The sequence below is a fragment of the Variovorax sp. LjRoot290 genome (assembly GCF_964253985.1).
Classification (GTDB): Bacteria; Pseudomonadota; Gammaproteobacteria; order Burkholderiales; family Burkholderiaceae_C; genus Variovorax.
On record NZ_CAXURW020000001.1, the window covers coordinates 1,032,289 to 1,058,193 of the forward strand.

Sequence of the window (25,905 nt, forward strand, 5' to 3'; positions counted from 1 at the left end):
GTGTCTCCTGGCTCAACGGGTTTCGAAGGGCGTTTCGTCGGCGCCGCGCAGCACGATGTCGAACACGTAGCCGAGCGCATAGCCGTCCTCCGTGACGTCGAGGCTGAAGTCCGAGACCAGTCGGTTGCGCGCCTTCTCCGGCGTGCCGGTGATCATGGGGTCGTATTGCATCAGCGGATCGCCGGGGAAGTACATCTGCGTCACGAGGCGACTCGCGAAGTGCTCGCCGAACAGCGACAGGTGGATGTGCTGCGGCCGCCATGCATTGGGATGGTTGCCCCAGGGGTAGGCGCCCGGCTTGATGGTGAGGAAGCGGTAGCGGCCCTCGTTGTCGGTCAGGCAGCGGCCGGCGCCGAGGAAGTTCGGGTCCAGCGGCGCGTCGTGCTGGTCGACCTTGTGCACGTAGCGGCCGGCCGCGTTGGCCTGCCACAGCTCGACCAGCGTGTTGCGCACCGGGCGGCGGCGCTCGTCGAGCACCTGGCCGGTGAGGATCATGCGTTCGCCCAGCGGCTCGCCGTTCTTGCGCGCGTTGCGCGTCAGGTCGTGGTCGAGCTCGCCGATGCTGCTGTGGCCGTACACCGGCTGGCGCAGTTCACCGAGCGAAGCTTTCAGCGGAATCAGCGGCTGCAGCGGCCCGCGCTTCGCGGTCGACTTGTAGCCGGAATAAACGTAGGAGGGATGGCTGGGCCAGTCGCGCGGCGTGAGTGTGGTCATGGGCTTGTCTCCGGGATCGTGGGGATGAACCCGACTCTATTCATGCGCATTGCTGATGTAAATTGACGTCTTGGCGATTTTTCATAACCAACAGTAATTCGATGGCGGCCAGTTCCGAAGCCTTCGTCCGTGGCGTCCAGCTGCGGCACCTGCGCTGCCTGGTGGCGGTGGCGCAGGAGCGCCATCTGGCGCGGGCGGCCGAGCGCCTGGCGCTGAGCCAGCCGGCGGTATCGAAGACCCTGGCCGAGCTCGAAACCCTGGCCGGCGCCCGGCTGGTCGAACGCGGCAGCGCCGGCCGGCGCGGCATCCAGGGCTTCACTGTGGCCGGGGAGCAATTGCTGGCGCATGCGCTGCGCGTGCTGGAAGCGCTCGATGCCAGCGCCGAGGCCGTGATGCCGGCGTCGGGCACGCGCCCGCAGCGCCTGCGCATCGGCGCGCTGCCGAGCGTCGCCCCGTCCTTGCTGCCTGCTGCGCTGGCGGCGCTGCGCGAGCGGCTGCCCACGCTGCAGGTGCAGGTGCAGACCGGCGCCAACGGCCCGTTGCTCGATGCCCTGCGCGCGGGCGAGCTGGACCTGGTGGCCGGCCGCATGAGCGACCCGCAGCTGATGGCGGGGCTCACCTTCGAGCTGCTCTACACCGAGCCGCTGGCGCTGGTGGCGCGCGCCGGCCATCCGCTGGCGAGCGGCGCGCCCTCGGTGCAGGAGGTGCTGCGCCATCCGCTCGTCATTTACGGAGAAGGCACCATCCCGCGCCACCACACCGAGAGCTTTCTTTCCGGATTGGGCCTGCGCTTGCCCGCGCATGTGACGCAGACGCTGGATCTCTCGGTGGCGCGCGCGCTGCTGATCCGTTCCGACGCCGTCTGGTTCACGCCCATCGGCGCCGCGCGCGACGACCTGGCAAGCGGTCAGCTGGTGCGGCTGGCGATCGACACCCCCGGCACCGAAGAGCCGGTCGGTCTGCTGTTGCGCAGCGATGCCGAGCCCTTGGCCGCGCGGCAGGCGCTGATCGCGCTGCTGCGCGAGGCCGGTATGGCTCAGTCGCGCGTGGCGCGCCGCTGAACGCAGGCCACATAGGCCTCGCCGTCGGGCGGCCGGCCGGCGCGCTGGCTCTCCCACATCATCCGGCCCAGGCATTCCATCGCCTCGTGGTGCGCATCGAGCAGCGAGTCGCGGCGCGCGGCCAGCAGTTCGACCGCCTGGCGGATGCCGCGCGGCTGGTCGATCGAGCACTGCTCGCTGATCGACAGGTGCATCGAGAGATGGAGAAACGGGTTCTCGCGCCCGTCCTTGCCGTCGTAGACCCGCGCCACCGCGGCATCGGCATCGACCAGGTCGGCGTGGTACTCGGGGTGTTCGTCGATCCAGCGGCTGGCGATGATTTCCAGCGCTTCCATCGGCAGGCCCTGGCGGCTCTTGGCGAAGACGTCGCAGAAGAAACGACGCACTTCCTCTTGGGAGGGATTGAACATGCGTCGAGGTTAGCAGCAAGCATGCTTGCCAGTGGCGCAAGGGCCCGAAGTGGCGCAGCATCGGGCTCCAATGGCCACGACCTGTCTTTGCCCGGCGTGCGGTTGCGTCAGCGACTCGGATTTCGCCTTCTGTCCGCGCTGCGGCGCGGCGCGCCATCCAGCGCAGAACAACTCTGAGCAAGAGGGCGACCGACGCCAGGTCACCGTGCTGTTCGCCGATCTGACGGGCTTCACCTCGCTGGCCGAAGGGCTCGATCCCGAAACGCTGCGCAGCTTCCAGAACGCGCTGTTCGAGACGATGGCGCAGGCCATCGCGCACTACGACGGCTTCGTCGAGAAGTTCGTCGGCGATGCGGTGATGGCGGTGTTCGGCGCGCCGCGTGCGCACGAGGACGACCCGCTGCGTGCGCTCGAGGCCGCGCAGGAAATGATGCAACGCGTGGACCGCCTGAGCCGGCAGTGGGCGGCGCGCCTCGGGCGACCCGTGACGCTGCATATCGGCGTCCACACCGGCGCGGTGGTGGCCGGCAGCCTGGGGCAGGGCGCCGGCAGCGCCTACGCGGTCACCGGCGATACCGTGAACACCGCCTCGCGGCTGCTCGCGGCCGCCGAGCCGGGCACGGTGCTGGTGTCGGAGGCGACGCAGGCCATGGTGCGGCACCGCTTCGCCTTCGAGCCGGCCGTCGAGCTGGCGCTGCGCGGCAAGGTGCAGCCGATGCGGGTTCACCGCCTGACCGGCGCGCGCACGGATCTGGCCTCCGCGCGCGGCCTGGCCGAACTCGGACTGGCGGCGCCGCTGGTCGGGCGCGACGCGGCGATCGCGTGCCTGCTGGCCGCATTCGACCGCATGCAGCGCGGCCAGGCCCAGCTCGTCAGCGTGATCGGGGAGGCCGGCGCGGGCAAGTCGCGCCTTCTTGCCGAGCTGTTCGCGCGGCTCGAAAGCGACGGCCGGTTCGCCGCGACGGTCGTGCGCCGCACCACCTGCTCGTCGCTCGGAGAGCCGACCTACGGCACCTTCGGCGCGCTGTTCCGCGAGGCCTACCGCGTCGAGGAGGCCGACACGCTGGAGGCGGCCCGGCGCAAGCTGCAACAGGGTTTGCAGGCCCTGGGTGCCGATGCGGACGAGGCCGATGCGGTGGCGCAGGTGCTGAACTACCTGCTCGGCATTCAAGAGGCCCGCCCCCGCGACATCGAACCCGAACAGCTGCAGCGCCAGATCACGCTGGCGGCGCGCGCTCTGCTCGAGCGGCGGTTGGCGCGGCAGCCGGTCATGGTCGTCATCGACGACCTGCAATGGGCCGATGCGGCCTCGGTGGACCTGCTGCGCGAGGTCGTCGACCAGCTGGCGGACCGGCCCCTGATGCTGCTGGTCTCGCAGCGCCCCGATGGGCGCGCGCTGCGCACCCTGCTCGCCGAGCACTCGACGGTCGAGCTCGGCCCGCTCGGCGACGAGGACGCCCGCTCGCTGGTGAACCATCTGCTCGGAGCCCCTGCTGCCGACGACGGCCTGGCGCCGATGCGCGATTTCGTCGCGGCCCGCGCCGGTGGCAACCCGCTGTTCGTCGAGGAAGTCGTGCGCAGCCTGGCCGGCCGTGGCCTGCTGGTGCGCAAGCAAGGGCGCTGGGTGTGCGCGGCAGATTGCGACGCGCCGGATGTTCCGCCCACGCTGTATGGCCTGCTGCTGTCGCGCATCGACCGGCTGGCCGCCGAGGACCGCCGGGCGCTGCAGGAAGCGGCCGTGCTGGGGGCCGAGTTCGACCGCGCGCTGTTGCAGCGCATCGCGAGCGAGCCGAGGTCGACCGAGGCGGCGCTGCACCGGCTGGCCGTGGCCGACCTGATTCGCGCCGACGGGTCCAGCGAACAACGCTGGCGCTTCACGCACGCCTTGCTCCACGAGGTGGCCTATCAAAACCTGCTGCTGGCGCGTCGCACCGAGCTGCACCAGCGCGCGGGCCGGGCGCTGGAAGCCGAGCTCGGCGCGGATGCGCAGGCCCCGGCCGATGGCGAAGGCCGCGGCCCGCGCCGCCTGGCCGAGCTGGAGGCGCTGGGCCACCACTGGAGCCTGTCGCCGGACAAGGCGCGTGGCGCGCACTACCTGCTGGCCGCTGGCGACTGGGCGCGCGCGGTCTATGCGAACGACGACGCGATCCGCCACTACGAGCGCGCGCTGCGCACTCTGGCCGAGGCATCGGTGGACACGGCTGCCGCAGCGGCCGAGGTCGAGGCCGCGGAGCTCGACGCGCGCGAGCGGCTCGGCGACCTGTTCGGCCTGCAGGGCCGGCGCGCCGAGGCGCTGGCGCACTACGAGCTCGTGCAGCGGGCAGTCGAAGGGCAGCGCGATCCGGTGCGGGCTGCGCGCCTGCTGCGCAAGATCGGCGGCCTGCACTGGGAGGCCGGCGAGCGCGAGCGCGCGGGTGCCTGCTTCAACGCCGGCCTGGCTCGCCTGGGCGAAGACGGCGATGCGATCGAACGCGCGCACCTGTTCCAGGAGATGGGCCGGCTCGCCTTTCGTGCCGGCGACAACGCCACCGCCCTGGCGCTGGCGCAGCGCGCGCTGGCCGAGGTGCCCGCCGATGCCGCCGGGCGCACGCGTGAGGCCAACGTCGTGCGCGCCGAGGCATGCAACACGCTCGGCATCGCGCTGGCGCGCCTGGGGCGGCCGGTCGAGGCGGTGGGGCATATCGAAAGCAGCGTCGCCGAGGCCGAAGCCAACAACCTTCTGCAGGCGGCCTGCCGCGGCTACACCAACCTGGGCGTGCTGTACGCGTCGCTCGATCCGCAGCGCAGCATCGAGACCTGCCTGCGCGGACTCGAAACCGCCAAGAAGGTCGGTGACCTCGGCTTCCAGTCGCGGCTGTATGCCAACCTGGCGGTGGCCTACTGCGCGCTGACCAATCGGTGCGACGCCGAGGGCATCGCGGCGGCGCACGCCGCAGCCAGCCTGGACCGCCGGCTCGGGCTGCTCGATCACCTCGCGGTGCCGCTGATCGTGCTGGCCCAGATCCACCAGTGCCATGGCGATCATGCGCGCGCCTTCGCGTGGTACCGGGAGGCGTTGCAATTGGCCGAGCAGGTCGACGAGCCTCAACTGCTCTTTCCCTGCTACGATGGTTTGGCAACGTTGTATCTCGACACTGGGCGCCCGGCCGAGGCCGAGGCCTATCTCGCGAAGGCGCAGGCGGTTTGCGAACGCGCCGGCCTCGAGCCCGACGCCCTGATGGTGCTTCCGTTCCTCTGTTGAACCTGCCGGAAGGAGCCTCGACATGACATCCGCGATGAGTCAACCCGTGATGCCGGGCGAACCCGCCCCCGATTTCGCGCTGCCGGCAGTGGCCGGGCCCGAGACCGTTTCGCTCGCCGATTACCGCGGGCGCAGCCCCTTGTTCCTCTCGCTGATGCTCGGCCTGTGGTGTCCGTTCTGCCGACGACAGATCGTCCAGCTCGGCGCGCTCGAGGGCAAGCTCAAGGCGCTGGGCGTCGAGAGCCTGGCCGTGGTGGCGACGGCGCCGGAGAACGCGCGGCTGTATTTCAAGTTCAGGCCGACACGGCTGCGGCTGGCGTCCGACCCCGATTTGACGACGCACCGCGCGTTCAGGGTGCCGAAGCCCGAGCCGACGCCGGCGATGATGCAGGAGATGGAGACCACCCGGATCAACCCCACCGGCGAACTGCCCGAGCCGCTGCCGATCCCCGAGGCCGGCAGGGTGCTGCAGGAACTCGACGGCTACGTCTACACGCCGGCCGACCTGGCCGATATCGATCGGCAATGGCCGCAGCTGAAGGCGATGTTCATGATCGATCGCGACGGCATCGTGCGCTGGATGGACATCGAGTGCGCCGCCGAGGGCATGGCCGGCATCGGCAAGCTCCCGTCCGAAGACGTGATCCTCGGCGCTGCCCGCGCCCTGCAATGAGCGAAGAGAGGCCGGGCGCGCCGGCGGCACGGGTGTCGCGCTGAATCGATGGACCGCCTCGAAAACATAGAGACATTCGTCCGCGTCGCGCAGACCCAGAGCTTCGCCGAGGCCGCCAGGCAGATGCGGGTGGCCAAGTCGGTGGTCACCAGCCGCGTGAAGCAGCTCGAAGACCACGTCGGCGCGCCGCTCTTCCACCGCAGCACGCGGGTCGTGCGGCTCAGCGACGTCGGGCAGGCCTTCCTGCGCGACTGCACCGAACTGGTCGGGCGGGCCAATGACATCATGGACCAGATGCGCGGCGCGCGTGCCGGGCCGACCGGCACGCTGCGCATCCACGCGCTCACCGGCTTCGTGCTCGGCCACTTTGCATCGCTGCTACGCGCCTTCCAGGCCAGCTACCCCGACATCCACCTCGAACTGATCGTGAGCGACGCGGTGGTGGATCCGGTCAAGACCGGCGTGGACTGTGCGCTGCAGATCTTTCCGGCCGCTTCCACCGAACTCGTCTCGCGGCCGCTCTTCCCGGTGCGCCGCGTGTTCTGCGCCACGCCCGAGTACCTGCGCACGCACGGCGCGCCGCAGAGTCCGCGCGACCTGCACAAGCACACGCTCGGCCTCTATTCCGGCTATCCGACCCGTGACCGCTGGACCTTCCATCACGAAGGCGAGCAGGTGACGATCTACATGAGCGCCGCGCTCTTGACCAACAGCGTGCACCTGCTGCGCGAATACGCGCTCGAACATGCCGGCATCGTCTGCCTGCCGACGCTGGTGGCGGGCGATGCGATCCTGGGCGGCGATCTGCAGGTGGTGCTGCCCGAACACCAGCTGTCCTCGTTCTCGCTCAGCGCGGTCTATGCGGGCACTTCGCGCAACGCCTTCAAGCTGCGCCTCTTCATCGAGCACATCACCGCGGCCTTCTCGCGCGTGCCGCCGTGGGATGCCGCGATGATCGAGCGCGGCTTGCTGCCGGCCGATTTGATTGCAGACGCTTAGATTCGGAGCCGCCTGAACGCCGCTGTTGGCGCAATTCCTACAGAGCATTGACATCTCGCTGACAGAGGGCAGGGCTTCAATCGCGCACTCTGGTGGTTCGATGTGGTGCGCTCAATGAACACCTCCGGTTGGGTCTTCTCGCCGGCACGCTCGAGATCAAGCAAGGGCTTCACTGTCGCCACGGTGGCGGTCTGGACCTTGCTCGTGCTCGCGCTCATGTCGCGCCACGTGTTCTGGCGCGATGAGGTGCGCGCGCTGTCGCTGGCCTTGCAAGGCGAGGGCGTGCTGGCGATGCTGCGCGGCCTGCAGGGCGAAGGCCATCCTGTGATCTGGTACCTGCTGCTGCGCGCAGCGCACGCCGTCGTGGCGTCGCCGGTGGTCCTGCCTGCCGTGTCCTTCCTGGTGGCACTCGCGTCGGCCTGCCTGCTGACACGGCACTCGCCGTTCGGATGGGTGCTGACCGCCGGCGTGCTGCTCGGCCAGGCCGGGCTGTACGAATACGCGGTGGTGGCACGCAACTACGGCATCGGCATGCTGGCGATGTTCGCGTTCGCCACCCTCTACAGACGATATCGGGACCGCGGCATCGTGCTGGGTTTGCTCCTGCTGGCGCTCGCGAACTCCAGCGCGCATGCCGTGCTGCTGGCGGGCGCATTCGCGCTTTTCTGGATGCTCGACCTGGCCTGGCAACGGCCTCCCGCGCCAGCGCGCGCGTGGCGCAACTTCGCGCTGAACGCGGCCCTCGCGGCCTTGGGCGCGGCGCTGTGCGTCGCGACCATCTATCCGCCATTCAACGACGCGGCACAGATCGCGCGGCCGGAAGGTGGCACCGCTGCCGCGATGGCAAAGGCCTTGCTGTTGCCCTCGTCCTCGTTCGGCGAAGTGTCCGGATACCGGCTCTTCAGCGATCTGCTCGAGCCTCTGTCCGGCGAGGATCAGCCCCGGACCCTTGCGCTCTACTTCCTGACCTCGGTGCTGATGGTCGGAAGCGCGCTCGGGCTGGTGCGCCGGCCCGCTGCACTGGTCGCCGCCTGGGTGGCGCTTTTCGGCTTCTGCGTCTTTTTTGCGTTTCTTTATCCCGGAAGCTATCGGCATCAGGCGCTTTGGCTGATGTTCCTCGTTTCGCTGTACTGGATCGTGTGGCGCGAGGCCGCGCCGTCGCCGGGTGGCTCCGCCCTGCGGCGGCGCGTGGGCGAGATGGGCGCGGCGCTGTTCGTGGCCATCGTTCTGCTCCAGGTCCCGGGCGGACTCTTCAAGCTGGCCCAACTCGCCCAGGCCAATGCGCCGGAAAGCCGCAGCCGTGACTTCGGGCGGCTGATGGCGCGGCATCCTGAATTGCGCGACGCGACGATCCTGGGCGATCCCGACTACCTGGTCGAGCCGCTCGCGTACTACGTTGCGAATCGCACCTACCTGATGCGCGAGCAGCGATTCGGAAAGGTTGTCGTGTTCACGCGGCGCGCCCGCCAGTCCCTCACCCTGGACGACATCCTGGCCGATGCGCATCGCGTGCGCGACTCGACCGGCCAGCCGGTCGTCATCCTTCTCGCGGAGCGGCTGGATCGTTCGGCACCCGCGCGGACGATCACCGAGGGCTACAGCTGGACGCTGTCCACCAGCCCCGAACAGGTGGAGCGGTTCCTTGCGGCCACGCGTCGCATCGAGCGCTTTGCGCCCGCCTGCTGCAGCGACGAGAGCTTCGATGTCTACGTGCTCGATCGCTGATACCCGGCCCCATCGAACAATGGAACACAGCAACGCCCATGTCTTCCGCACCCGCCTCGCATTCGCGCCCCGCCGCCCGGCAAGCCGGACGGCCCGCCGACTACCTCGCCATCGCACGCCTGGACCACAGCACCAAGCACATCCTCATCGTTCCCGGCATGGTCCTGGCGTACCTGCTGCGCGGGGTTCATGCCGACGACGTCGCGCAGCAGGTCGTGCTCGCCCTGCTCTCGGCCGTCGGCATCGCGTCCGCCAACTACGTCATCAACGAATGGCTGGACCGTGAATCCGACAGGCACCACCCGACCAAGTCGCAGCGCTCGGCCGTCCAGCGCCAGTTGCTCGGCCGCTGGGTGCTGCTGGAGTGGTTCTGCTGGCTGGCCCTGGGCATCGGCAGCGCATACCTGGCGAGCGGGACGATGCTGCTGGTCGCCGTGCTGTTCGCGCTGCAGGGCTTGGTCTACAACGTGCCGCCGCTGCGGAGCAAGGACAAGGCCTACCTCGACGTGATCTCGGAATCGGTCAACAACCCTCTTCGCTTGACGATCGGCTGGGCCATGATCGATCCGACGACCGTGCCGCCCGGGTCCGTCATCCTTTCCTACTGGCTGGGCGGCGCGTTCCTCATGGCGGCGAAGCGGCTGTCGGAGTACAGGGAGATCGTGGCCTCGCACGGCCGCGGACTGCTCGTGCGCTATCGCGTCAGCTTCGCGGGCTACACGGACACCTCGCTCACGGTCTCGTGTTTCGTCTACGCAATGCTGTCGGCCTTCTTCCTGGCGGTCTTCCTGCTGAAGTACCGCATCGAATACCTCATCCTGATGCCGCTCGTGGTGGCGCTTTTCGGGCAGTACCTCGCGCTCTCCATGCAGCCCGGCTCGGCGGCCCAGAAGCCGGAGAAGCTCTTCAAGGAGCGCGGCCTCGTGTTGCTGGTGCTGCTGCTGGGACTGGCGTTCGCGGTCAGCACCTTCGTCAACATTCCCGTGCTCGAGCCCTTGACCGCTCAGCGCTTCATCAGGCTTCCATGACCGGCCCGCCGCCTCCTCATCCCAGCGAGTAGGACGCTATCCGTTCGTTCCGCTCCCGGGTTAACCCTGCGGATTGACCGGATCTGCCGAACAATGCGGCCCGCATTTAGGCCCTACCCGAGGGGGCTTTCGTTTCCTAGAGTTCAGCCATCGCAGCACACCGCTGCTTCGACGACCCAGGAGACGAGCCCCATGACCACTACCGGCTACCAGACCCGCTTCGGATCCCTCAAGCATTTCGACAAAGGCCATGTCGAGCCGATCGCCGACGACGTGCGCCACTACGCCTTCTCGAATTGTTTCGAGATCGCGAGCAAGAGCAAGCCCTACGAGAAGGTCGTGTTCGGCCAGAACCAGATCTACGTGCTCGAGACCCTGCGCGCCGAAGGCGCCTCATCCTGGTACACGTGCGCGCACGACGAGTTCGCGCTGGTGATGGATGGCGAGGTCGAGATCCACCTGGCCAAGCTCGACGCTTCCCAAACCGTCGCCGACGAAGAGAAGAACGGCGCCGTGCTCGTGAAGGGCGAACCCAAGGGCCAGAAGATGGGCTGGATGAAGCTCACGCGCGGCCACCAGGGCCTGTTGCCCAAGAACACGGCCTACCAGTTTCGCGCGCCCGGCGAGCCCGGCGTGATCGTGCTGCAGACCTGCAAGGGCGAACTCTCGGTCGAGAAGTGGGCCGAGATCTGCCAGACACATTGACCACCCCCAGGCTGCGCGCACTTCGTGTCGCTACGCCAACCCCCTCACCGGGGGCAACACCAGCGGCCCGGCAAAGCCGGCTCCGCGGTGTTCCCCGAAGGGGACAGCAGCCAGCATCGAAACAAAGGAGTCATACAACATGAACGCACCCGCAGAACTCGCCAAGGTCATCGCGTCGCAGCCCGACGCCGCGCTTGGCTACAAGGATTTCTCGCTCGGCAGCTTCGGCTTCCGGCGCGACGAGTATTTCGTCCACATCACCTGGAAGACCAAGGACGGCCGGCCCATGAGCCACACCATGGACGCCGGCAACTACCTGCGCGCGTTGATGCGCGACGTGGCCTGGGGCTTCTTCTACGGCTGGGTCAATTTCGACGACGTGGTCGGCACCGTCAACCACTACCAGTCGGTGGATCTCTACGCCGGCAGCTTCAACGGCACGATGAAGGAAGCCGGCATCGACTTGCTGGAGAACTTCCCGACCGCGCAGATCCGCGCCACCTTCGAAGCCATGCTCGACGACTGGACCAACGAGAGCTTCGACCCCTTCAGCGCACCGCAGGAAACCGGCTCGCCCTACGGTCGCAAGAAAGGCAACAACACTGCCAAGATCACCCGGGCGCGCGAGCTCGCCAAGCGCTGCGTCGGCTTGAAGGACGACCTCCGACTGCGCAGCGACGACACCGGCGCGCCGGTCAACCGCGCCTTCGCCGACGTGCCGCAGGGGGAGCCCGAGCTGCATCCGGAACCCGGCTTCGAGAACGAGGTGCATGCCTTCAATCTCTTCGGCTTCCTGAGCCGCTCGCAGGTCACCTGGAACCCGAGCTTCACCTCGGTGGTGAAGCACAGCTTCATGTGCCCGACCACCGAGGAGCACATCCTGCCGATCATCCACGGCAACGACCGGGTCGAGTGGTTCTTCCAGATGACCGACGAGATCCACTGGGACTGCGGCGACAAGAACACCGGCAAGCCCATGGCCCGCGTGATCATGAAGGCCGGCGACATGGCCGCCATGCCCGCCTACTGCCGCCACCAGGGCTTCAGCCCGAAGCGCTCGATGCTGCTGGTGTGGGAGAACGGCTCGCCGAGCCTGGTCTATGAGATCCAGAAGGGCGAGAGCCCCGAGATCCCCGTAACGTTCTAGAGGAAAACGCGCCGCGGAGCGGCGCGTCCTTCTGTGTTTAGGAGACAAGAGATGGCAGACCGCATCCGGTCCGATGCCGGCGCAGCTTCGCGCCGACGATTCATCCAGCAGGCCGGCGCAGGCTCGGCGGCCGTCGCTGCGGCGACGCTGGGCCTTTCGACGCAGGAAGCCGAAGCCGCACCGGCTTTCGACGCGAGCTACGACGTCGTGGTCTGCGGCAGCGGCTGCGGCGGCCTGGCCTCGGCGTTGTTCGCGCGCTGGCAGGGCAACAGCGCGGTGATCCTCGAGAAAGCCGGCAGCATCGGCGGCACCACAGCCAAGGCCGCGTTCTGGTACTGGGTGCCGAACAACGAGGCGATGAAGAAGGCCGGCATCGCCGACCCCAAGCCCGACTTCCTGAAGTACGTGGCGCGGCTGTCGAGCCCGCAGACCTACGATCCGGCGCATCCCCGCCTGGGCCTCACGCCATGGGAGTACGACATGTGCTCCGCTTTCTACGACAGCGCCTCGCCGGCGACCGAGCTGCTGGCGGCCAAGGGCGCGCTGCCTTATCGCCACGTGGCCGACGTGCCCGACTACTTCGCCGAGCTGCCGGAAGACAAGGCGCCCAAGGGCCGCGTGCTGGTGCCGAAGGACGCGATCCCCAGCATGTCCGACGGCGGCCTGGTGGCGGTGCGCACGCTGTCGGCCAAGGCACGGCAGGAGGGCATTCCGATCCGCACCGGCATGCGCGTGACCAAGGTGCTGCAGGACAAGTCCGGCCGCGTGATCGGCGTCGAAGCGAAGGACGATCTCGATGCCACGGTACGGCTGCGCGCGAGGAAGGCGGTGATCTTCGCCACCGGCGGCTTCACGCACAACGTCGAGTTGCGCAAGAACTTCTTGAACGGCCCGATCTACGGCGGCTGCGCGGCGCCCAGCAACGAGGGCGACTTCGTGCAGATCGCCGGCCCGCTCGGCGCTCAGCTGCGCAACATGAACTACGCCTGGACCTGCCCGATCCCGCTGGAGAAGGCGATCGCCAAGGACGGCTCGATCTCGGGCATGTTCTCGGTGGCCGGCGACTCGATGCTCTTCGTCAACAAGTACGGCCGGCGCAACGTCAACGAGAAGCTGCAGTACAACGAGCTGGCCCAGACCTTCTTCGAATGGGACGGCGCCAAGGCCGAGTACCCGAACCTGGTGCGCATCGCGGTCTGGGACCAGCGCTCGCAGCAGCATTCGGCCAGCGCCGAATACGGCCGGCTGATCGTGCCGCCCGGCACCGACGACCGCCATGTGATCAAGGGCGCCACGCTCGCGGAACTGGCACGTGCCATCGACGAGCGCCTGGCCAAGTACGCGGGCGCGACCGGCGGCGCGAAGCTCGCGCCCGACTTCCTGCCCAACCTGCAGGCTGCCATCGCGCGCTTCAACCAGTTCGCGAAAACCGGCAAGGACCTCGACTTCCAGCGCGGCGAGCGCATCGTCGAGCAGCTCTTCAACGGCGACGTGAAAGCCGAGCCGGGCCGCGCCAACCCGACGATGTGGCCGCTGGCCGATGCCGGCCCGTTCTACGCGGCGCTGGTCGTCGCCGGCACCCTCGACACCAAGGGCGGACCGAAGACCGACACGCACGGCCGCGTGCTCGACGGCCGCGACCGGCCGATCCCCGGCCTCTACGGCGTCGGCAATTGCGTCGCCTCGGCCTCGGGCCGTGCCTACTGGGCCGGCGGCGCGACGCTGGGGCCGATCATCGCCTTCGCCTACCGCGCGGCGAACGCGGCGCATGCCGAGGGCAGGAGCGCAGCATGAAGACCTGGCTCCTCATCCCGGTGCTGGCGCTCGCCGCGAACCTGGCCCACGCGCAATCGCCCGGCCAACGCCTCGCGCAGACCGCGTGCACCCAGTGCCACAGCTTCGGCAAGGGCGAGCCGCACGGCGTCGGGCCCAACCTGTTCGGCCTGCTCGGAAGGCCGGCGGCGGCCAACGGCGGCTTCACCTACTCCAAGCAATACGTCGACGCGATGAAGGGCAAGACCTGGGATCGCGCGCTGCTCGACAAGTGGCTCACCGACACCCAGGCGGTCGCGCCGGGCAACACGATGGTCTATTTCCAGGACGACCCGAAGAAGCGCGCCGCGCTCATCGAGTACATGCAATCGCAGAAGTGAAAGAAGGAGACACACCATGGCCCTCACACGTCAAACCATGACCGACGAGCAACGCAAGTCGGTGGCGCTCGAATACCTCAAGGCCTACGACAACGGCGGCGTCACTTCCACCGGCGGCTCGATCCTCGACCTGTTCGCGAGCGACGCGCAGGTCTACTTTCCGAAATGGGGCCTGGCCAACGGCAAGGACGAGATCGGCAAGCTCTTCGGCGAAGTCGGCAGCCGCGGTAAATCCATCCGCCACGACTACGCCGGCTTCAACTGGATCTTCTCGGGCACCGACCTGTTCGCCTGCGAAGGCACGAGCTACGGCGAGCATGCCGACGGGCCCTGGCGCGCGGGCGTGCCCGAGTGGGGCGCGGGCCGCTGGTGCGACGTGTTCGAGGTGCGCGACTGGCTGATCCAGCGCTGCTTCATCTACCTCGATCCTGACTACGCCGGCAAGGACACGGCCCGCTACCCCTGGTTGAAGACATGAAGCTCGCAGACATCCAGCAGGCCGCAGGCCTCAAGACCCCCATCCGCCACCAGCTCTTCATCGACGGCCGATTCGTCGACGCCGAGTCGGGCGAGACGCTGGCCACGCTCAATCCGCACGACAACTCGACCATCGTGGAAGTCGCGCTGGCCGGCAAGGCCGACGTCGACCGCGCCGTGGCCGCGGCGAAGCGCGCCTTCCCGGCCTGGAGCCGCATGGCCGCGGCCGACCGAGGACGAATTCTGCTCAAGCTCGCAGACCTGATCGAGGCCAACGCCGAAGAGCTCGCGCGCCTCGAATCGCTGGACACCGGCCATCCGGTGCGCGACTCGCGCAAGCTCGACGTGCCGCGCACGGCGGCCTGCTTCCGCTACTTCGGCGGCATGGCCGACAAGTTCCAGGGCGAGACCATTCCGGTGGAGCAGGGCTTCCTCAACTACACGCTGCGCGAGCCGGTCGGCATCGTGGGCCAGGTGGTGCCGTGGAACTTTCCGCTCATGTTCACCAGCTGGAAGATGGCGCCCGCGCTCGCGGCCGGCAACTGCATCGTGATGAAGCCGGCCGAGATCACGCCGCTCAGCTCGCTCAAGATCGTCGAGCTCATGGCCGAGGCCGGCATGCCCGCCGGCGTGGTCAACATGCTGCCGGGGCTGGGCAGCGTCGCGGGCCAGTACATCGCCGAGCATCCCGAGATCGCGAAGATCGCGTTCACCGGCAGCACCGCCACCGGCCGGCGCATCGTGCAGGCCAGTGCCGGCAACCTCAAGAAGGTGCAGTTGGAACTCGGCGGCAAGGGGCCCAACATCGTGTTCGAAGACGCCTTCCTGCCCGCCGCCGTCAACGGCAGCGCCTGGGCCATCTTCCACAACCAGGGGCAGGCCTGCATCGCGGGCTCGCGCCTGATGCTGCACGAGAAGATCGCCGACGCCTTTCTCGACCAGTTCATTCCGCTCGCCAAGTCCATCCGGCTCGGCAATCCGCTCGACGATGCGACCGAGATGGGTCCGCTCACGAGCGCGCAGCACCGCGAACGCGTGCTGAGCTATGTCGAAGTGGCGAAAGGCGAGGGCGGAGAATTGCTCGCCGGCGGCAGCTCGCCCGGCGGCGAACTCGCGAAAGGCTGCTACGTCGAGCCGACGGTGGTGCGCGCAAAGTCGTGGCGCGACCGCGTGGCGCAGGAGGAGGTTTTCGGCCCCTTCGTCACCGTGCTCACCTTCAAGGACGACGCCGAGGCGATGCAGATCGCCAACGGCACCGATTACGGCCTCGGCAGCGGCCTGTGGACCAGCAACCTGCAGCGCGCGCACCGGGTCGCGCGCGACCTGCATGCGGGCATGGTCTGGATCAACAGCTACAAGCGCGTCAACCCGGGCTCGCCCTTCGGCGGCGTCGGCCAGAGCGGCTATGGGCGCGAGATGGGCTTCGATGCGATGCGCGAGTACACCCAGGTCAAGAGCGTCTGGGTCAACATCGATGCGCAGATCCCGCCGCACTTCCAGCGCTGATGCCATGGCCATGCGCGACTTCGTCTACACCAGCCAGCCGCAGCGCGTGGTCTTCGGCGCCGGCAGCCTCGCCCACCTGGCGCGCGAGATCGACGCGCTGGGCGCGCGCCGCGCGCTGGTGCTGTGCACGCCCGAGCAGCGCGCCCAGGCCGAGCGCGTGGCCGAGCTGCTGGGCGCGCAGGCCGCCGGCATCTTCGACCGCGCCGCGATGCACGTGCCGATCGAGACCGCGCGCGAGGCTCGCGAGATCGCGCGTGAGCTCGATGCCGACTGCGCCGTGGCCATCGGCGGCGGCTCCACCACCGGCCTGGGCAAGGCCATTGCATTGGATTCGGGTCTGCCCATCCTGGCGATTCCCACCACCTACGCGGGCAGCGAGATGACGCCCATCTACGGCCTGACCGAAGCGGGCCTCAAGAAGACCGGCAAGGATCCCCGTGTGCTGCCGCGCACCGTGATCTACGACCCCGAGCTCTCGCGCAGCCTGCCCGTGGGTTTGAGCGTCACCAGCGGCATCAATGCGATCGCGCATGCGGCCGAGGGCTTGTATGCGCAGGACAGCAACCCGGTGATGGACCTGATGGCCGAGGAAGGCATTGCCGCGATCGCGCGTGCGCTGCCGGCGATCCGGCGCCAGCCCGAGGACATCGAGGCGCGCTCCGATGCGCTCTACGGCGCGTGGCTGTGCGGCAGCGTGCTGGGCAACGTCGGCATGGCGCTGCACCACAAGTTGTGCCACACGCTGGGCGGCAGCTTCAACCTGCCGCATGCCGAGGTGCACACGGTGGTGCTGCCGCATGCGATCGCCTACAACGCGGCCGCGGCGCCGCGGGCGATTGAGCGCATTGCGCGAGCGCTGGGCCGAAAGAACGCGGCGCAAGGGCTCTTCGAGCTGGCGCGCGACAACGGCGCGCCGGTCGCGCTCAAGGACATCGGCATGAAGCACAGCGACCTCGACCGCGCGGCGGACATCGCGGCGGCCAACCCGTACTGGAATCCGCGCCCGGTCGAGCGCGAGGCGATCCGCGCGCTGCTGCAGCGCGCCTTCGACGGCGAGCCGGCCTGAATCCCTTGTGCAAGAAGAGAAGCAAAGGAAGGAGACAACCATGACATTCAATCGCAGACAGTTCACCCAGGCCGCGGCCGCGCTCGCCGCGAGTGGCGCCGCGCCGCTGGTGTTCGCCGCCGACACGCTGAAGATCGGCTACGTGTCGCCGCAGACCGGGCCACTCGCACCCTTCGGCGAGGCCGACAAGTGGGTCATCGAGCAGATGAAGACGGCCTTCAAGGACGGCCTCAGCGTCGGCGGCAAGAAGTACGCGGTGCAGATCGTGCTGAAGGACAGCCAGTCCAATCCCAACCGCGCGGGCGAGGTCGCCAACGATCTGATCCTCAAGGACAAGGTCGCGCTGGTGCTGACCGCCGGCACGCCCGAGACCGCGAATCCGGTGAGCGACGCCTGCGAGCTCAACGAAGTGCCCTGCGTCTCCAGCGTGGTGCCGTGGCAGCCCTGGTTCTTCGGCCGCAAGGGCGATCCGGCCAAGGGTTTCAACTGGACCTATCACCTGTTCTGGGGGTTGGAGGACGTCATCGCCAACTTCACCAACGGCTGGAAAACCGTCGAGACCAACAAGAAGGTCGGCGGCCTGTTCCCCAACGACGGCGACGGCAATGCCTGGGGCGACAAGGAGCTCGGCTTCCCGAAGCCGCTGGCGCAGATGGGCTTCACGCTCACCGACCCGGGCCGCTTCCAGAACGGTACGCAGGACTTCAGCGCGCAGATCGCGGCCTTCAAGCGCGACAACGTCGAGATCGTGACCGGCGTGGTGATCCCGCCCGATGCCAAGACCTTCCTCACGCAGGCGCGGCAGCAGGGCTTCAGGCCCAAGGTCATCACTCTGGGCAAGGCGCTCCTGTTCCCGGGCGCGATCGAGGCGCTGGGTGATCTGGGCTACGGCCTGTCGACCGAGGTGTGGTGGAGCCCGTGGCATCCCTTCACCTCGAGCCTCACGAAGCAGAGCGCCAAGTCGCTGGCCGAGGCCTACGAGGCGGGCGCGAAGAAGCAATGGACGCAGCCCATCGGCTTCGCGCACGCGCTGTTCGAAGTCGCGTCCAACGCGCTCTCGCGCGCCAAGTCGCCCAAGGCGGCCGACGTGCGCGACGCGGTCGCCGCCACCTCGCTCGACACGGTGGTCGGCCCGGTGAAGTGGGGCGGGCAGGGCCCGTTCAAGAACGTGAGCAAGACGCCGCTGGTGCTGGGCCAGTGGAACAAGGGCCAGAAGTACAAGGTCGAGCTGACCATCGTCAACAACGATGCGGCCAAGAGCATTCCGGCCGGCGGCACCCTCAAGCCGCTATGACGCTTCTCGCGCTGCACGGCGTCTGCAAGTCCTACGGCGCGCTCAAGGTCACCGACGACATCACGCTCGCGGTGGCCGAGGGCGAGACGCTGGGCATCCTCGGGCCGAACGGCGCGGGCAAGACCACGCTGTTCAACCTGATCTCGGGCGACGTGCGCGTCGACGCGGGGCGCGTGGAGTACGAAGGGCGCGACGTCACCACGCTCAAGCCGCACCAGCGCTGTCATGCCGGCATCGGCCGCAGCTACCAGGTGCCGCAGCCCTTCGGCCACATGAGCGTGTTCGAGAACCTGGTCACGGCCGCCTGCTTCGGCGCCGGCCAGACCGAGCGCGAGGCCTGGCAGACGGCGCAGGAGGTGCTGGCCGAGACCGGCCTCATGGCCCATGCCAACAAGCCGGCCGGCGGTCTGACCCTGCTCGACCGCAAGCGGCTCGAGCTTGCGCGTGCGCTCGCGACGCGGCCCAGGCTGCTTCTGCTCGACGAGATCGCGGGCGGGCTGACCGAGCCCGAGGCGAAGCAACTGGTGGAAGAGCTCAAGCAGATCAAGGCGCGCGGCGTGACCATGATCTGGATCGAGCACGTGGTGCATGCACTGCTCTCGCTGGCGGATCGGTTGTTCGTCATCAACTTCGGGCAGAAGCTGGCGGAAGGCGAGCCGCGGGTGGTGATGGGCGATCCGGAGGTGCGGCGGGTTTATATGGGGATGGAGGCATGACGAAGCTGCTCGAAGCCCGAGGCCTGAAGGCCTTCTATGGCGATGCCCAGGCGCTCTTCGGCATCGACTTCGAGCTCGCGCAGGGCGAGCTGGTCGCGGTCATCGGTGCCAACGGCGCGGGCAAGTCCACGCTGCTCAAGTGCCTCACGGGCCTGGTGCGCGCGCCGCGCGAGGCGGTGCACTTCAAGGGCGAGGCCATCGGCGGCCTCGCGCCCGGCGAGATCGTGAAGCGCGGGCTGGCGATGGTGCCCGAGGGCCGGCGCCTGTTCTCCAGCCTCAGCGTGGAGGAGAACCTGCTGATCGGCGGCCACGCGGGCCGCAAGGGGACGTGGAACCTGCAGCGCCTCTACGCGCTGTTCCCCATCCTCGCCGAGAAACGGCACGAACCCGGCACCTCGCTCTCGGGCGGCCAGCAGCAGATGGTGGCGCTGGGCCGTGCGCTGATGAGCAACCCCGAGGTGCTCTTGTGCGACGAGCTCTCGCTGGGCCTGGCGCCGATCGTGATCCGCGAGATCTACGCCGCCATGCCGGCCATCACCCGCGAAGGCATGACGGTGGTGATCGTCGAGCAGGACGTGAGCATGGCGCAGCGCGTGTCGCAGCGCATCTATTGCCTGCAGGAGGGGCGCGTGTCGCTCGCGGGCCGATCGGACGCGCTCACGCGGGACCAGATCTCGGCGGCGTACTTCGGAGTCTGAGTCGTGCTTGAAACCCTGCTCCAAGGCATCCTGCTCGGCGGTCTCTACACCCTCTTCGCGCTCGGCCAGTCGCTGATGTTCGGCGTCATGCGGCTCACCAACACCGCGCAGGGCGACTTCATCATCCTCGGCGCCTTCGCGGTGATCGCCGGCACCACGCTCGTGGGCGGTGCGCCCTTCCTGGTCGCGCTGGCGGTGTTGCCGCTGGCCTTCGGCTTTGGCTATGCGCTGCAGCGCTACGTGCTCAACGGCACGCTGGGCAAGGACCCGCTGCCCTCGCTGGTCGTGACCTTCGGCCTCTCGATCGTGATCCAGAACCTGCTCTTGGAACTGTTCTCAGCCGATCCGCGCTCGATCGAGACCGGCGGCCTCAACACGCTGGGGCTTCGCATCGGCGAGTCGCTGTCGCTGGGCGTGCTGCCGCTGGTGGTGCTCGCCATCGCGGTTGCCGCGACGGCGGCGCTGCAATGGCTCTTCGCGCGCACGGCGCTCGGCCGCTCGTTCCGGGCGGTGTCGGACGACCGCGAGATCGCCGAACTCATGGGCCTCAACGCGAAGAAGGTCTACGCCTTCGCGACCGCCATCGCCTTCGTGCTGATCGCGGTGGCCGGCGCGCTGCAGGGCATGCGCACGACGGTGTCACCCTCGGACGGGCCGCTGTTGCTGCTGTTCGCCTTCGAGGCCGTGATCATCGGCGGCATGGGCTCCTTCTGGGGCACGCTCGCGGGCGCAATGATCCTCGGCATCACGCAGCAGATCGGCTTCCGACTCGACCCGGGCTGGGGCATCTGGGTCGGGCACATCGTCTTCCTGCTGGTGCTGGTGCTCAGGCCGCAAGGGCTCTTTCCGAAAACGCGAGGCTGATGCAATGACCAGGAATCCGGTCTTGACCCCGAACCCGGCGTTCGACGTCGTGCGCAGTACAGCCGCGAGCCGCGCCGCGCTGATGGTGGCCGCGGTGCTGGTCGCCCTTGCCGCCAGCCTGCCCTTCTGGGGCGAATCGAGCTGGATGCGCGAGTTCGTCGAGATCGCCTGCTACTTCATCTTCGCGATGATGTGGAACCTGCTCGCCGGGTACGGCGGCATGGTCAGCATCGGCCAGCAGGCCTTCTTCGGCTTCGGCGGCTACGTGATGCTGATGCTCGGCAACTTCGCCGGCGTCAACCCCTTCATCGCCATTCCGCTCGGCGCGCTGGCGGCTGGGGCCATCGCGGTGCCGGTGTCCTTCGTCGCCTTCCGCCTCTCGGGCGGCTACTTCGCGATCGGCACCTGGGTCATCGCCGAGGTGTTCCGCCTGAGCTTCGCCAACGTCTCGGTCGTGGGCGGCGGCTCGGGCACCACGCTCACCGCCCTGCGCGGCATCGAGCGCGCCACGCGCGAGAGCGTGACCTACTGGATGGCGCTGGTTTGCGTGGTGGCGGCGATCGCACTGGTCTACCTGTTCCTGCGCAGCAAGCGCGGGCTGGCGCTGCTCGCCATTCGCGACAACGAAGTCGCCGCCGAATCGCAGGGCATCCCTGTCGTGCGCATGAAGCTCGCGGTGTACGTGGTCGCGGCCTTCGGCGCCGGCCTGGCGGGCGCGCTCTATTTCGTCGGCAATCTGCGCATCAGCCCCGACGCCGCCTTCAGCGTGAACTGGACCGCCTTCGCCATCTTCATGGTGGTGATCGGCGGCATCGGCCGCATCGAGGGGCCGCTGGTGGGTGCGCTCATCTTCTGGGCGCTCAACAAGTTCTTCAGCGACTACGGCACCTGGTACTTGCTGGGCCTCGGCCTGCTGGCGATCGTGGTCACCATCTTCTTCAAGCAGGGGCTCTGGGGCTACGCGCAGCAGCGCTGGGGGTGGTCGCTGTTTCCGACGCAGCGGGTGCTGGTGGGCAGCGCCCCATCAGATAAGGTATTAGAATCTATTCATTAATCTATTCTTTTTTATATTCCGAAGTCGACTTGCAAGAGGTGTGTCCGCAGGTTCGATCTATTCACATGAGCGAACTTACCGAGCGCGTTCGACAGGCGCTGCGTACCGCTGGCGCCGCGCGCAGCGCTGAGCTGCAGCAGGTCTGCGGTGCAAGCCAAGCCTCCATTTCGCGTGCGCTCGCGCCGCTTCTTTCGGCGGGCGAGGTGCTCAAGGTCGGCCGCGCACGGAATCAGGCCTATGTCATGCCGCGCCGCGTGGAGAGCATAAGCACCACCGGCACCATCCCGATCATGAAGGTGGAGGGCACCGGAAAGGCCGCCGAGTTCGGCACCTTGATTCCTGCGGTCAGAGGTCGATGCTGGGTCGAGGAGTTCGAGCCCACTCGTGCGCAGCTTCACGATGGCCTTCCGTGGTTCCTGGCCGACATGCGGCCGCAAGGTTTCCTCGGACGCGCATTCGCGCATGCCCGGAAGGAACTCCACCTTGCCGACAACCCCGATCACTGGACGGATGACGACGTCCTGAGAGCCCTGAGCCAAGCCGGTGAGGACTTGCCCGGCAACCTGATCCTTGGAGCCGGGTCGTTCGAGCGCTTCATGCACGCAGGCCCGGCCGATCGGGCGTCGCCGGATCTGTACCCCGAGTTGGCCGAGGCCGCGATGCACGGCGCCCTGCCCGGTTCCTCCGCGGGTGGCGAACAGCCCAAGTTCTGCACCGTTCGCGAGGACGGCCAGCCGGTGATCGTGAAGTTCTCGCCCGCAGGGGACTCTGCGCCCGAGCAACGGTGGGCCGACCTCCTGGTGTGCGAGCACCTGGCCCTCTCCACCTTGAACGCGGCTGGCGTTCCGGCGGCGAGGACGCGGATCTTCGTTGCAGGCGGCCGCACCCTGCTCGAAGTGGAGCGCTTCGACCGCACCACGCGCGGCCGCATCGGCATGGTCTCCCTGCTCGCGTTCGACAACGAGTACATCGGCCAGATCGACAACTGGGCCGCGTCCGCGGAGCGCATGAGCACGCGCGGCCTGATGCGCCCCAGCGATGCCGACAGGCTTCGATTGCTGGAGGCATACGGACAACTGATCGGCAATACCGACCGGCATTACGGGAACATTTCGCTGGTCATCGATCCATCGGGCAACTGGGCGCTGGCGCCGGCCTATGACACCTTGCCCATGGTCTATGCACCCGTGGCCGGTGAACTGGTGTCGCGGGACGACTTCGATCCAGGCAAGCTGGTCCCCACGGCAGACACGCTGCGGGTTTGGGACGCAGCCAGGAAACTGGCCATCGCGTTCTGGCAAAGCGCGGCCGGGGACAAGCGGATCTCCGGCGCGTTTCGCGAGGCGGCAGGGCGACACGCGCGCAGCCTTGCGGCGCATGAAGATCCGCCGCAGCCCGCCGCGGACGAGCCGGTCTTTCAGCGAGAGCGGCCGAGCTGACGCAAGGCAACGCGGGTCCGTGGCCTGAAACAGGCCGGCCACCTCGGGCGAGCCGCTGCCCTGGCACTCCGCCCTAATTTTTAGCTCGCCCGTTGCGAAAAACGGTTCTTGGAGGCAACGCCCTCCGCTCCTAGCATCCGCCCACTGCCTTCATCCTCTTGCATCAAAAGGAACCTGCCATGGCCCATCTCCACGACTCCGGCCGCCGAAGCCTGCTCAAGACCTCGCTCATTGCCGGCGGACTTTCGGCGGGCGGCCTGCTGTCGATCGACGCGTTCGCGCAGGGCAAGGCGCGCATCAACATGCAGCTCGGCTGGATCGTCGGTGTCAACCAGATCGGCGAAGTGGTCGCCAAGCGGCTAGGCTTCTACGAACAGGAAGGCATCGATTTCGCGATCCAGCCCGGCGGCCCCAACATCGATGGCGTGGCCATCGTCGCCTCGGGACGCTACGAGCTGGGGCAAGTCTCCTCGAGCCCGTCCGTCATGCTCGCGGTCTCGCAGGGCCTGCCGATCAAGTGCTTCGCCGTCGGCGCGCAGAAGCACCCCTTCACCTTCTTCTCGCTGGCCAAGAACCCGGTGCGCAAGCCGGCCGACCTGGTCGGCAAGCGGGTGGGCCTCCCGTCGACGGCGGCCGTGCTGCTGCGTGCCCTGCTGGCGAAGAACAAGATTCCGGAGAAGGAGGTCAAGGTCGTCACCATCGGCGCCGACATGTCGCCGCTGCTGACGGGCCAGGTCGATGTGGTCACCGGCTGGCTCACCAGCACGACGGCGCTCAAGGTGCTGGGCCCGGAGCGCGTCGACCTGACGCTGTGGGACTCGGGCGTGAAGCTCTACGCGCTGCCGTACTACGCGTCGATCAAGACGCTCGAGACGCAGCCCAAGGTCATCGAAGCCTTCCTGCGCGCCACCGCCCGCGGCTGGCAGCATGTGAAGGCCAACCGCGACGAGGCGGTCGACCTGCTGGTCAAGGAATACCCCAACCTCAAGCGCGAGGACGAACGCGTGGCGGTCGACGTGATGCTCGAGTACAGCTTCGGCGGCCTGGCGCAGACGCAGGGCTGGGGCGCGATGGACCCGGCGGTCTGGCAGGAACAGATCTCGATGTACGCGGAGCTGGGCCAGTTCACCGCGCGCACGCCGAAGGTGGAAGACGTGCTGTGGCTCGACGGCCTCAAGGCGAGCGCGGCCGCGCGGATGAAGGCGTGATGCCATGGCTGCCGTTCTGACGAACGCCTCGCCCGCGATCTCCTGTCGCGACATCGGCATGCGCTTCTTCACCGAGCGCCGCGACGTGACTGCGATCAAGAGCCTGGACCTCGACGTCGCTCACGGAGAGTTCCTGACCTTGCTCGGCCCCTCGGGCTGCGGCAAGTCCACCTTCCTGCGCGTGGTTGCCGACCTGCTGGAGCCGAGCCGCGGAAAGATCGAGGTGCTCTCCGCGACGCCGCAGGCCGCGCGCAAGAACCGCGACATCGGCTTCGTGTTCCAGGATGCGGCGCTCTTGCCGTGGCGCACGGCGCTGCAGAACGTCGAGCTGCCGCTGCAGGTGGGCGGCGGCGCGAGCCGCAAGGGACGCCGCTCGCCGCAGGAACTGCTCGAACTGGTCGGCCTGAAGGACAAGGCGCAGGCCTGGCCCCATGAGCTGTCGGGCGGCCAGCGCCAGCGCGTGTCGATTGCGCGCGCACTGGCCAGCGACCCGAAGATCCTGCTGATGGACGAGCCCTTCGGCGCGCTCGACGAGATCACGCGCGACCGGCTCAACGAGGAGATCCGGCGCGTCTGGAAGGAAACCGGCGTGACGATCCTGTTCGTCACCCACAGCATCCATGAGGCCGCCTATCTGGGCCAGCGCGTGCTGATGCTGGCCGCCAATCCGGGCCGCGTGCGCGAGATCGTGCCGGTCGAGCTGCCCGAAGACCGGACGCTGGACATCCGCGAGACCCCCGAGTTCGTGCGCCTCACCGCGCACTTGCGGCGCGTGCTGGAAACCTGCTGACGGGAGGCCCCCATGACCACCAGTTCCATCGATACGCCGGTGACCGGCCTGGCTCAAGTTCCCGCCGACCCCGAGTACCTCGCCTGGGCCGCAGCGCGCCAGCGGCGCGTCTGGCGCCGCCGCATCCTGCCGGCGCTCGGCATCGTCGGCCTCGTCGTGCTGTGGTGGGCCGTCATCGCGATCTTCGACGTCAAGCCCTTCATCGCGCCCACGCCATGGGCAGTGCTCGAAACGCTCTACGCCAAGCGCGCCGTGCTGCTCGACAACCTGATCCCCACCGCGATGGAGGCGGCCGGCGGCTTCCTGCTGGGCAACCTCGCCGCGATCGCGATCGCGACGGTCTTCGTGCACAACAAGACGCTGCAGGACATCTTCTTCCCGGTGGTGCTGATGTTCAACGCCGTGCCGCTGGTGGCCAAGGCCCCGGTGCTGGTGCTGATCATGGGCAACGGCATGGAGCCGAAGATCACCATCGCGGCACTGGTGTGCTTCTTCCCGACGCTGGTGAACATGGTGCGCGGCCTCGAATCGGTGAACCCGCAGGCCATGGAGCTGATGCGCGTGCTGTCGGCCAGCAAGACGGAGATCTTCTTCCGCCTGCGGCTCCTGAACGCGCTGCCCTATCTGTTCTCGGCCCTGCGCATCGCGGCATCGATGTGCGTGATCGGCGCGGTGGTCGGCGAATGGGTGGGCGCCACGGTCGGCATCGGCGCCATGATTCTTCAGGCCACTTTCAACTTCGACTCTCCGCTGCTGTACGCCGCGATCGTCATGAGCGCGAGCCTCTCGGGCCTGTTCTTCCTGCTCGTGACCCTGGCCGAGCGCTGGATCATTCGCTGGCATCCGGAGAGCACGCACTAGGGCCTGTAAACACATGAATCACTCCCGCGTGGGGCCCCAGAGAGGGCCCAATCTGGGCGCCAAGCGGAACTGGTGC

The 25,905-nt window shown here is 68.1% G+C and carries 24 protein-coding genes; 22 read left to right on the plus strand and 2 right to left on the minus strand.

The features are described 5' to 3' along the window. Window positions 1-12: 12 nt before the first annotated feature. Window positions 13-714, minus strand: coding sequence for a protocatechuate 3,4-dioxygenase subunit beta (gene pcaH / locus ACSQ9A_RS05210; protein ID WP_093109586.1), 702 nt, complete (start codon window positions 712-714; stop codon window positions 13-15). A 101-nt stretch (window positions 715-815) separates the two neighbouring features. Here pcaH and ACSQ9A_RS05215 point away from each other — a divergent pair, with 101 nt between their 5' ends. Beyond that, window positions 816-1,775 carry a LysR substrate-binding domain-containing protein gene (locus ACSQ9A_RS05215; protein ID WP_436302911.1) on the plus strand — a complete coding sequence of 320 codons (960 nt, stop codon included), beginning with the start codon at window positions 816-818 and terminating at the stop codon, window positions 1,773-1,775. On the opposite strand, the gene ACSQ9A_RS05220 is transcribed toward ACSQ9A_RS05215, so the two are convergent. Then, a complete protein-coding gene (locus ACSQ9A_RS05220; protein ID WP_436302912.1) occupies window positions 1,751-2,185 on the minus strand; it encodes a DUF1841 family protein in 435 nt (144 codons plus the stop codon). The genes ACSQ9A_RS05215 and ACSQ9A_RS05220 overlap by 25 nt on opposite strands. A 205-nt stretch (window positions 2,186-2,390) precedes the next feature. Here ACSQ9A_RS05220 and ACSQ9A_RS05225 point away from each other — a divergent pair, with 205 nt between their 5' ends. The 21 genes from ACSQ9A_RS05225 (at window position 2,391) to ACSQ9A_RS05325 (ending at window position 25,829) form a co-directional block, all read left to right on the plus strand. Then, window positions 2,391-5,426 carry an adenylate/guanylate cyclase domain-containing protein gene (locus ACSQ9A_RS05225; protein ID WP_436302913.1) on the plus strand — a complete coding sequence of 1,012 codons (3,036 nt, stop codon included), beginning with the start codon at window positions 2,391-2,393 and terminating at the stop codon, window positions 5,424-5,426. Window positions 5,427-5,448: 22 nt separating this feature from the next. Beyond that, complete coding sequence (locus ACSQ9A_RS05230; RefSeq protein ID WP_436302914.1) at window positions 5,449-6,099, plus strand: peroxiredoxin family protein; 651 nt, start codon at window positions 5,449-5,451, stop codon at window positions 6,097-6,099. 48 nt (window positions 6,100-6,147) lie between these two features. Further along, complete coding sequence (locus ACSQ9A_RS05235; RefSeq protein WP_436302915.1) at window positions 6,148-7,098, plus strand: LysR family transcriptional regulator; 951 nt, start codon at window positions 6,148-6,150, stop codon at window positions 7,096-7,098. Between the two features lie 114 nt (window positions 7,099-7,212). Next, entirely contained in the window at window positions 7,213-8,823 is a 1,611-nt protein-coding gene (locus ACSQ9A_RS05240; RefSeq protein WP_436302916.1) for a hypothetical protein, read from the plus strand. A gap of 38 nt (window positions 8,824-8,861) precedes the next feature. Beyond that, entirely contained in the window at window positions 8,862-9,851 is a 990-nt protein-coding gene (locus ACSQ9A_RS05245) for a UbiA family prenyltransferase (RefSeq protein WP_436302917.1), read from the plus strand. A gap of 192 nt (window positions 9,852-10,043) precedes the next feature. Continuing rightward, complete coding sequence (locus ACSQ9A_RS05250; protein WP_093109594.1) at window positions 10,044-10,556, plus strand: hydroxyquinol 1,2-dioxygenase; 513 nt, start codon at window positions 10,044-10,046, stop codon at window positions 10,554-10,556. Between the two features lie 139 nt (window positions 10,557-10,695). Beyond that, window positions 10,696-11,703 carry a hydroxyquinol 1,2-dioxygenase gene (locus ACSQ9A_RS05255; RefSeq protein WP_093109595.1) on the plus strand — a complete coding sequence of 336 codons (1,008 nt, stop codon included), beginning with the start codon at window positions 10,696-10,698 and terminating at the stop codon, window positions 11,701-11,703. A 51-nt stretch (window positions 11,704-11,754) separates the two neighbouring features. After that, window positions 11,755-13,497: an FAD-dependent oxidoreductase gene (locus ACSQ9A_RS05260; RefSeq protein ID WP_436302918.1), complete on the plus strand. Its 1,743-nt coding sequence runs from the start codon at window positions 11,755-11,757 to the stop codon at window positions 13,495-13,497. Beyond that, window positions 13,494-13,856 (plus strand): c-type cytochrome, encoded by a 363-nt coding sequence (locus tag ACSQ9A_RS05265; protein WP_436302919.1) that lies wholly within the window; start codon window positions 13,494-13,496, stop codon window positions 13,854-13,856. The genes ACSQ9A_RS05260 and ACSQ9A_RS05265 overlap by 4 nt, the downstream gene beginning before the upstream one ends. Before the next feature lie 16 nt (window positions 13,857-13,872). Beyond that, entirely contained in the window at window positions 13,873-14,334 is a 462-nt protein-coding gene (locus tag ACSQ9A_RS05270) for a nuclear transport factor 2 family protein (RefSeq protein WP_093109598.1), read from the plus strand. A gap of 41 nt (window positions 14,335-14,375) precedes the next feature. Next, the gene (locus ACSQ9A_RS05275; protein WP_436306257.1) at window positions 14,376-15,839 is read left to right on the plus strand and encodes an aldehyde dehydrogenase family protein; all 1,464 of its coding nucleotides are present in this window, start codon (window positions 14,376-14,378) and stop codon (window positions 15,837-15,839) included. A 10-nt stretch (window positions 15,840-15,849) separates the two neighbouring features. Further along, the gene (locus tag ACSQ9A_RS05280) at window positions 15,850-16,905 is read left to right on the plus strand and encodes a maleylacetate reductase (RefSeq protein ID WP_436306258.1); all 1,056 of its coding nucleotides are present in this window, start codon (window positions 15,850-15,852) and stop codon (window positions 16,903-16,905) included. 40 nt (window positions 16,906-16,945) lie between these two features. Then, window positions 16,946-18,199 (plus strand): ABC transporter substrate-binding protein, encoded by a 1,254-nt coding sequence (locus ACSQ9A_RS05285; protein WP_093111626.1) that lies wholly within the window; start codon window positions 16,946-16,948, stop codon window positions 18,197-18,199. Then, window positions 18,196-18,915, plus strand: a complete 720-nt coding sequence (locus tag ACSQ9A_RS05290) for an ABC transporter ATP-binding protein (RefSeq protein ID WP_093111624.1) — start codon at window positions 18,196-18,198, stop codon at window positions 18,913-18,915. The genes ACSQ9A_RS05285 and ACSQ9A_RS05290 overlap by 4 nt, the downstream gene beginning before the upstream one ends. Beyond that, the gene (locus ACSQ9A_RS05295; protein WP_436302920.1) at window positions 18,912-19,613 is read left to right on the plus strand and encodes an ABC transporter ATP-binding protein; all 702 of its coding nucleotides are present in this window, start codon (window positions 18,912-18,914) and stop codon (window positions 19,611-19,613) included. The genes ACSQ9A_RS05290 and ACSQ9A_RS05295 overlap by 4 nt, the downstream gene beginning before the upstream one ends. Window positions 19,614-19,616: 3 nt before the next feature. Further along, on the plus strand, window positions 19,617-20,477 hold the full coding sequence (locus ACSQ9A_RS05300; RefSeq protein WP_436302921.1) for a branched-chain amino acid ABC transporter permease: 861 nt from the start codon (window positions 19,617-19,619) through the stop codon (window positions 20,475-20,477). 22 nt (window positions 20,478-20,499) lie between these two features. After that, window positions 20,500-21,531 (plus strand): branched-chain amino acid ABC transporter permease, encoded by a 1,032-nt coding sequence (locus tag ACSQ9A_RS05305; protein WP_436302922.1) that lies wholly within the window; start codon window positions 20,500-20,502, stop codon window positions 21,529-21,531. Between the two features lie 65 nt (window positions 21,532-21,596). Further along, on the plus strand, window positions 21,597-22,970 hold the full coding sequence (gene yjjJ, locus ACSQ9A_RS05310) for a type II toxin-antitoxin system HipA family toxin YjjJ (RefSeq protein ID WP_436302923.1): 1,374 nt from the start codon (window positions 21,597-21,599) through the stop codon (window positions 22,968-22,970). A gap of 179 nt (window positions 22,971-23,149) precedes the next feature. Then, on the plus strand, window positions 23,150-24,178 hold the full coding sequence (locus ACSQ9A_RS05315; protein ID WP_436302924.1) for an ABC transporter substrate-binding protein: 1,029 nt from the start codon (window positions 23,150-23,152) through the stop codon (window positions 24,176-24,178). A gap of 4 nt (window positions 24,179-24,182) precedes the next feature. Continuing rightward, window positions 24,183-24,968, plus strand: coding sequence for an ABC transporter ATP-binding protein (locus tag ACSQ9A_RS05320; protein WP_436302925.1), 786 nt, complete (start codon window positions 24,183-24,185; stop codon window positions 24,966-24,968). A gap of 12 nt (window positions 24,969-24,980) precedes the next feature. Then, window positions 24,981-25,829: an ABC transporter permease gene (locus ACSQ9A_RS05325; RefSeq protein WP_093111612.1), complete on the plus strand. Its 849-nt coding sequence runs from the start codon at window positions 24,981-24,983 to the stop codon at window positions 25,827-25,829. The last annotated feature ends 76 nt before the right edge of the window (window positions 25,830-25,905 follow it).

Excerpts from the sequence above, each read along its gene's own strand:
- pcaH (WP_093109586.1), bottom strand. The coding sequence starts at position 714 with ATGACCACACTCACGCCGCGCGACTGGCCCAGCCATCCCTCCTACGTT.
- ACSQ9A_RS05215 (WP_436302911.1), top strand. The coding sequence starts at position 816 with ATGGCGGCCAGTTCCGAAGCCTTCGTCCGTGGCGTCCAGCTGCGGCAC.
- ACSQ9A_RS05220 (WP_436302912.1), bottom strand. The coding sequence starts at position 2,185 with ATGTTCAATCCCTCCCAAGAGGAAGTGCGTCGTTTCTTCTGCGACGTC.
- ACSQ9A_RS05230 (WP_436302914.1), top strand. The coding sequence starts at position 5,449 with ATGACATCCGCGATGAGTCAACCCGTGATGCCGGGCGAACCCGCCCCC.
- ACSQ9A_RS05235 (WP_436302915.1), top strand. The coding sequence starts at position 6,148 with ATGGACCGCCTCGAAAACATAGAGACATTCGTCCGCGTCGCGCAGACC.
- ACSQ9A_RS05240 (WP_436302916.1), top strand. The coding sequence starts at position 7,213 with ATGAACACCTCCGGTTGGGTCTTCTCGCCGGCACGCTCGAGATCAAGC.
- ACSQ9A_RS05245 (WP_436302917.1), top strand. The coding sequence starts at position 8,862 with ATGTCTTCCGCACCCGCCTCGCATTCGCGCCCCGCCGCCCGGCAAGCC.
- ACSQ9A_RS05250 (WP_093109594.1), top strand. The coding sequence starts at position 10,044 with ATGACCACTACCGGCTACCAGACCCGCTTCGGATCCCTCAAGCATTTC.
- ACSQ9A_RS05255 (WP_093109595.1), top strand. The coding sequence starts at position 10,696 with ATGAACGCACCCGCAGAACTCGCCAAGGTCATCGCGTCGCAGCCCGAC.
- ACSQ9A_RS05260 (WP_436302918.1), top strand. The coding sequence starts at position 11,755 with ATGGCAGACCGCATCCGGTCCGATGCCGGCGCAGCTTCGCGCCGACGA.
- ACSQ9A_RS05265 (WP_436302919.1), top strand. The coding sequence starts at position 13,494 with ATGAAGACCTGGCTCCTCATCCCGGTGCTGGCGCTCGCCGCGAACCTG.
- ACSQ9A_RS05270 (WP_093109598.1), top strand. The coding sequence starts at position 13,873 with ATGGCCCTCACACGTCAAACCATGACCGACGAGCAACGCAAGTCGGTG.
- ACSQ9A_RS05280 (WP_436306258.1), top strand. The coding sequence starts at position 15,850 with ATGCGCGACTTCGTCTACACCAGCCAGCCGCAGCGCGTGGTCTTCGGC.
- ACSQ9A_RS05285 (WP_093111626.1), top strand. The coding sequence starts at position 16,946 with ATGACATTCAATCGCAGACAGTTCACCCAGGCCGCGGCCGCGCTCGCC.
- ACSQ9A_RS05290 (WP_093111624.1), top strand. The coding sequence starts at position 18,196 with ATGACGCTTCTCGCGCTGCACGGCGTCTGCAAGTCCTACGGCGCGCTC.
- ACSQ9A_RS05295 (WP_436302920.1), top strand. The coding sequence starts at position 18,912 with ATGACGAAGCTGCTCGAAGCCCGAGGCCTGAAGGCCTTCTATGGCGAT.
- yjjJ (WP_436302923.1), top strand. The coding sequence starts at position 21,597 with ATGAGCGAACTTACCGAGCGCGTTCGACAGGCGCTGCGTACCGCTGGC.
- ACSQ9A_RS05315 (WP_436302924.1), top strand. The coding sequence starts at position 23,150 with ATGGCCCATCTCCACGACTCCGGCCGCCGAAGCCTGCTCAAGACCTCG.
- ACSQ9A_RS05320 (WP_436302925.1), top strand. The coding sequence starts at position 24,183 with ATGGCTGCCGTTCTGACGAACGCCTCGCCCGCGATCTCCTGTCGCGAC.
- ACSQ9A_RS05325 (WP_093111612.1), top strand. The coding sequence starts at position 24,981 with ATGACCACCAGTTCCATCGATACGCCGGTGACCGGCCTGGCTCAAGTT.